Raw genomic sequence first — 5266 nt, 5'->3', positions numbered from 1 at the left:
CACGGACCGGGGGTGGGGCGACCGCCCGTCCGGTGACAGCGCGTCGGACCTGAAGCGCTTCCTCGACGAGAAGCCGCCCCACCCCCGGTCCGTGTCGTCCGCGGACTGCTGGTCCAGCGGATCGTCGAAGACCAGCGCGGGCTTCGGCTCGCGCGGCCGGGGCTCGGGGGCAGTGCTCATACGACCAGAATACGGCTCCGGCGGAGCCGCCCCGGCGACGGCGGATCCCTGACGCTGCTCCCCGGCCGCGGCGCCCCGCGCCGGCCGCGGCGCGCCGTTCCGGTGACGGGGCCCTGCTCCGGTGGCGGGCGCGCGAGACTGACGCCATGACTGTCGACGCTCTGACCGATGTGGCCGGTGTGCGCGTGGGACACGCGACCCGCACCGGGAACGGCCTGCTCACCGGCACCACGGTGGTGCTCGCCCCCGAGGGAGGGACCGTGGCCGCCGTGGATGTGCGGGGCGGCGGTCCCGGCACGAAGGAGACCGACGCGCTCGATCCCCGCAACTTCGTGCAGCGCGTCGAGGCGCTCGTCCTGACCGGGGGCAGTGCCTACGGACTCGACGCGGCGTCCGGGGTGATGGCCTGGCTGGAGGAGCGGGGGCGCGGGGTGCGCGTCGATGCGGACCCCGCGCACGTGGTGCCGGTGGTGCCGGCCGCCTGCGTCTTCGACCTGGGCCGGGGCGGGGACTTCCGGGCCCGGCCGGACGCGGCCACGGGGCGCGCGGCGGTCGAGGCGGCCGCGGCGACCGCGCCGGGGGCGCGGGTGCCGGAGGGGTGCGTGGGCGCCGGTACGGGGGCCGTGGTCGGAGCGGTGAAGGGCGGGGTCGGCACCGCGAGCACGGTGCTGGACTCGGGCATCACGGTGGCCGCGCTGGTCGTGGCCAACGCGGCGGGGTCGGCGCTGGACCCGGAGACGGGAACGCTGTACGGCGAGTTGCTCCGGGGCGGCCGGGTACGCCACCCCGACCCGGAGGTGCACGCGGCGGCGCTCCGGCGCCTCGCCGGCATCGCGGAGCGCAACGGGCCGCAGCCGCTCAACACCACGCTCGCGGTGGTCGCCACCGACGCGGAGCTGTCCAGGGCGCAGGCGCAGAAGCTGGCCGGCACCTCGCACGACGGCATCGCGCGGGCGGTGCGGCCGGTGCACCTGCTCAACGACGGGGACACGGTGTTCACCCTCGCCACGGGCGCCCGCCCGCTCGACACCGGGGACCCGCTCGCCCTCAACGAGATCCTCGCGGCGGGCGCCGACTTGGTGACCCGCGCGATCGTACGGGCCCTGCGCACCGCCGAGTCGGTGGACGGGCCGGGCGGAGTCTGGCCGTCGTACGGGGAGTTGTACGGCCGCCCGCATGACGAACCGGACGGGGAGGCGTGGGACGCGCCGAACGGGGAAGCGTAGGAGAGTCGGGCGGGACAGCGGGAACGTCCGGTGTGCGGAGGGGTCCGGCCGCTGAGCGGAGTGCGTGCTCACCGGCCGACGGCCCGGTGCGGAGCGCCCGTGACGGCGCCTGATCAGGGGGTGCGCATGCGTGCCGGAGGCGGCCGGGAATTCCCCGGGTGATCGATCCGTTGTGACGCCGTACGTTTTCTCGGTTCCCGGACACGATGTCCGCCCGAGAGGCTACGGTATGCACTCACAAGGTGACATGCAGCAATGCCGGGAGAAACCTTGAGCGTTCCGTACGAGACGGCAGCGCACGAACCAGCCGACTCGCCCGAGTCCCCCGAGGAGCAGCTCGCGCGACTGCTCGGCCGCGCCCTGAACTCCTTCGACCTGCCCGACGAGGCGGTGCGCCTGCTCGACTGCGCGCTGGCGTACGACGGTTCGCTGCACTCCGCGCACCACAGCGCGGGGCTGCACCGCGAGACGTACCGGCACACCTGGCTGCTCGCCGACGGATCGGCGCTCACGCTCTGGGAGCTGGTCCACAACACGGCCCCGGGCGGCGGGCCCCAGCACGAGGTGTACCTGGACGAGGAGGAGCTGGGCGTCGCCACCGCCCGGCTGCCGCTGCCGCCGGAGGCCCCGGACTTCGAACTGCCGGTGACGGTGCGGTTGTCCCGGATCCCCGCGCCCCCGCCCGTCTACGTCCCCGACGCCTCGGCGGACCACGCGCGCCGCTTACTGCGCCGGGCGGAGAACACGGACCGTCCGGGCCCCCGGACGGCCGCGCTGCTGGCCACGGCGTCCGCCCACCAGATCACCCAGGCCTTCGGCCGCCCGTCCACCCCGGGCGGGCCGGGGCGGGCGGGGCTGTCCTTCTCGCTGTACGAGCACGCGTTCCTGCTGCGTGACGGCGCGAAGATCTCCCTCTGGGAGGTGGAGCACACGGCCACGCCGGACGGGCGGCACATGTGCGAGGTGTACGACACCGAGGCCGCCGCCCGGGACGCGATGGAGCGGCGCGCGGCGCAACTGTCCTGACCCGGCCGGGACGGGACGCCCGGCCCTCCGCCGCCTCGCCGCCGTCCTGCCGTCGTTCCGTCCGCCGGCCCCGCCGTGTTCCGTCGTCCTCACTTCTCCCGGCCCCCGGCGAAGCGCCGCACCAGGACGGCGAACGCCTCGCGCTCGGCCGGAGTGAGCCGCACCGACTCCGCCTCCGGACCCGTGCGCCGCTGGCGCGGAATCGTCCGGAGCGCCCGCACCTCCCGGGGCGCCGGAACGCCGCGCTCCTGCTGCGGCTCCGGGTGCGGACGGGGATCCGGCTCCCGGTTCCGGTCCGGCTTCCCGTCCGGGCGGGGGCCGATGTCCTCGTCCCGCCGTTTCGGCCCTCCGGGCCCCCGGCCCGTTCCCGCTCGGGCCGGCGTCCGCATCCGTATCCGCAGGCCGGTGCCGTCTTCCCGCACCCCCCTGCGGTCCCGCCGCAGGACACCGGCCAGGCCCGCCGTGCAGGCCGCGGCCACCAGGGTGAGGACGGCGGCGCCCGTCACCCTCAAGATCGAGTCGCGCTCAGGCATGGGCCCAGTACACAACACGGTCCGGGACTTTGGTCCCGGACCGTGGTGAACGTGATCTATATCGCAGTTGACTCGTTTGGCTGCGAAAGTCCCACATGTGCCCATTGGGGAGTTTCGCCGTCACGGCCGTCCCGCGTCGGTGTCCTCCCGCACCGTCCCTTCGCCGTTGCCGGCGTGCGGGCCGTCCGTTCTGCCGTCACGCGGCGACCGGCTGCTTCGGTTCCGTCGCCGGGGCCGCCGGGCCTTCGCCGCCGGTCGCGCCGGGCGCTCCCGGAACCGTCTTGCGCAGGCCCTTCAGGACGATCACCAGGGCCGCCGTGACGCAGACGCCCGCCGCGATGGCCACCAGGTAGAGCAGCGGGTTCCCGATCAGCGGGACCACGAAGATGCCGCCGTGCGGAGCGCGCAGGGTGGCACCGAAGGCCATCGACAGGGCTCCGGTGACCGCACCGCCCACCATCGAGGCGGGGATCACGCGCAGCGGGTCGGCCGCCGCGAACGGGATCGCGCCCTCGGAGATGAAGGAGGCGCCCAGGACCCAGGCGGCCTTGCCGTTCTCCCGCTCGGTCCGGTTGAAGAGCTTGCCGCGGACCGTGGTGGCCAGGGCCATCGCCAGCGGCGGAACCATGCCGGCCGCCATCACCGCGGCCATGATCTTCATCGCGGAGTCGCTGGGACTCGCGACCGCGATACCGGCCGTGGCGAAGGTGTACGCGACCTTGTTGACGGGGCCGCCGAGGTCGAAGCACATCATCAGGCCGAGCAGGGTGCCGAGCAGGATGGCGTTGGTTCCGGTGAGGCCGTTCAGCCAGTCGGTCATGGCGTTCTGCGCCTCGGCGATCGGCTTGCCGATCACCACGAACATCAGGAAGCCGACCACCGCCGAGGAGATCAGCGGGATCACCACCACCGGCATGATGCCGCGCAGTGCCGCCGGGATGCGCACCCGCTGGATCGCCAGCACGACCGCACCGGCGATCAGACCGGCGGCGAGACCGCCGAGGAAGCCGGCGCTGATGGTGAGGGAGATCGCGCCGCCGACGAAGCCGGGCACGAGTCCGGGCCGGTCCGCCATGCCGTAGGCGATGTAGCCGGCCAGGACCGGGACGAGGAACCCGAAGGCGACGCCGCCGATCTGGAACAGCAGGGCGCCCCAGCTGTCGGCCTGGGTCCACACGAAGTGTTCCATCACCGACGGCGCCTCGTTGATCTCGTAGCCGCCGATCGCGAAGCCGAGGGCGATGAGGAGACCGCCCGCCGCGACGAACGGGACCATGTAGCTGACGCCGGACATGAGCCACTTGCGCAGCTTGGTGCCGTAGCCCTCGCCGGGCGCGCCGGCGCGGTCCACGGGGGTGCCGCCCGGTGCGGCGGCCGCGGTGGCCTCACCGCGCTCGGCCTTCCCCCGGACCTCGGCGATCAGTTCCGCGGGGCGGTTGATGCCCGCCTTGACGCCGGTGTCGACGGTCGGCTTGCCGGCGAAGCGTTCCTTCTCCCGGACGGGCACGTCGTGGGCGAAGATCACGCCGTCCGCGGCCGCGATCACGGCCGGGTCGAGCCGGGTGAAGCCCGCCGAGCCCTGCGGCTCGACCGCGACCTCGACGCCCGCTTCCCGGCCGGCGTTCTCCAGCGCCTCCGCCGCCATGTACGTGTGGGCGATGCCCGTGGGGCAGGAGGTGACGGCGACGATCCGGAAGGGGTGCGCGCCCCCACCGGACGTGTCCGCGTCCGCACCGGACGTGTCCGCGTCCTGGGCGGCCGTGTCCGTGGCGGCTCCGTCCCGGGCGGCCGCGTCGGTGGCGGTCGCGTCCGCGGCGGCCGTCCCGGTGGTGCCCGTGGTGGTGCCGGCGGAGGCCGCCGCCGGCGCCACCACGGAGTCCGTGGGGTCCTTGGATCCTTCGGGGCTGTCGGAGCCACGGGAACTGTCGGGCTTGCCGGGGGTGCCCGCGTCCGCCGTGGCTGCCCCGGCCCCGTCGGCCGCCGGCTGCTCGTCCCCGCGGATGAGCGCCGCGGCGCCCTCCGCGTCGCCGACCGCCCGGAGCCCGTCGGTGAACTCGGCGTTCATCAGTTTCCGCGCCAGCGAGGAGAGGATCGTCAGGTGGGCGTCGTCCGCGCCGGCCGGGGCGGCGATCAGGAAGATCAGGTCGGCGGGGCCGTCCGCCGCGCCGAAGTCGATCCCGGCGGCGCTGCGGCCGAAGGCCAGCGTCGGCTCGGTGACGTGTTCGCTGCGGCAGTGCGGGATGCCGATACCGCCGTCGAGGCCGGTCGGCATCTGGGCCTCGCGGGCGGCCACGTCGGCGA

Annotated in this window: 5 protein-coding genes; 2 read left to right on the top strand and 3 right to left on the bottom strand. The window is 74.8% G+C overall.

The features are described 5' to 3' along the window. A partial coding sequence (locus AOK18_RS32670) for a hypothetical protein (RefSeq protein WP_055695815.1) occupies window positions 1-180 on the bottom strand: 180 nt, incomplete at its 3' end. Between the two features lie 146 nt (window positions 181-326). Here AOK18_RS32670 and AOK18_RS25155 point away from each other — a divergent pair. Next, entirely contained in the window at window positions 327-1406 is a 1080-nt protein-coding gene (locus AOK18_RS25155; RefSeq protein WP_055695814.1) for a P1 family peptidase, read from the top strand. Window positions 1407-1676: 270 nt separating this feature from the next. Then, on the top strand, window positions 1677-2432 hold the full coding sequence (locus AOK18_RS25150; RefSeq protein ID WP_055695813.1) for a DUF6227 family protein: 756 nt from the start codon (window positions 1677-1679) through the stop codon (window positions 2430-2432). An 89-nt stretch (window positions 2433-2521) separates the two neighbouring features. On the opposite strand, the gene AOK18_RS25145 is transcribed toward AOK18_RS25150, so the two are convergent. Both AOK18_RS25145 and AOK18_RS25140 read right to left on the bottom strand, forming a co-directional pair. After that, a complete protein-coding gene (locus AOK18_RS25145; RefSeq protein ID WP_079105165.1) occupies window positions 2522-2965 on the bottom strand; it encodes a hypothetical protein in 444 nt (147 codons plus the stop codon). 196 nt (window positions 2966-3161) lie between these two features. Continuing rightward, window positions 3162-5266: PTS fructose transporter subunit IIABC (locus AOK18_RS25140; RefSeq protein WP_055695811.1), on the bottom strand; the 2105-nt coding region annotated here is incomplete at its 5' end.

The organism is Streptomyces prasinopilosus (genome assembly GCF_001419695.1).
Classification (GTDB): Bacteria; Actinomycetota; Actinomycetes; order Streptomycetales; family Streptomycetaceae; genus Streptomyces; species Streptomyces prasinopilosus.
The sequence above is the reverse complement of the archived record's forward strand: the minus strand, read 5'-3'. Positions and strand labels throughout refer to the sequence as shown.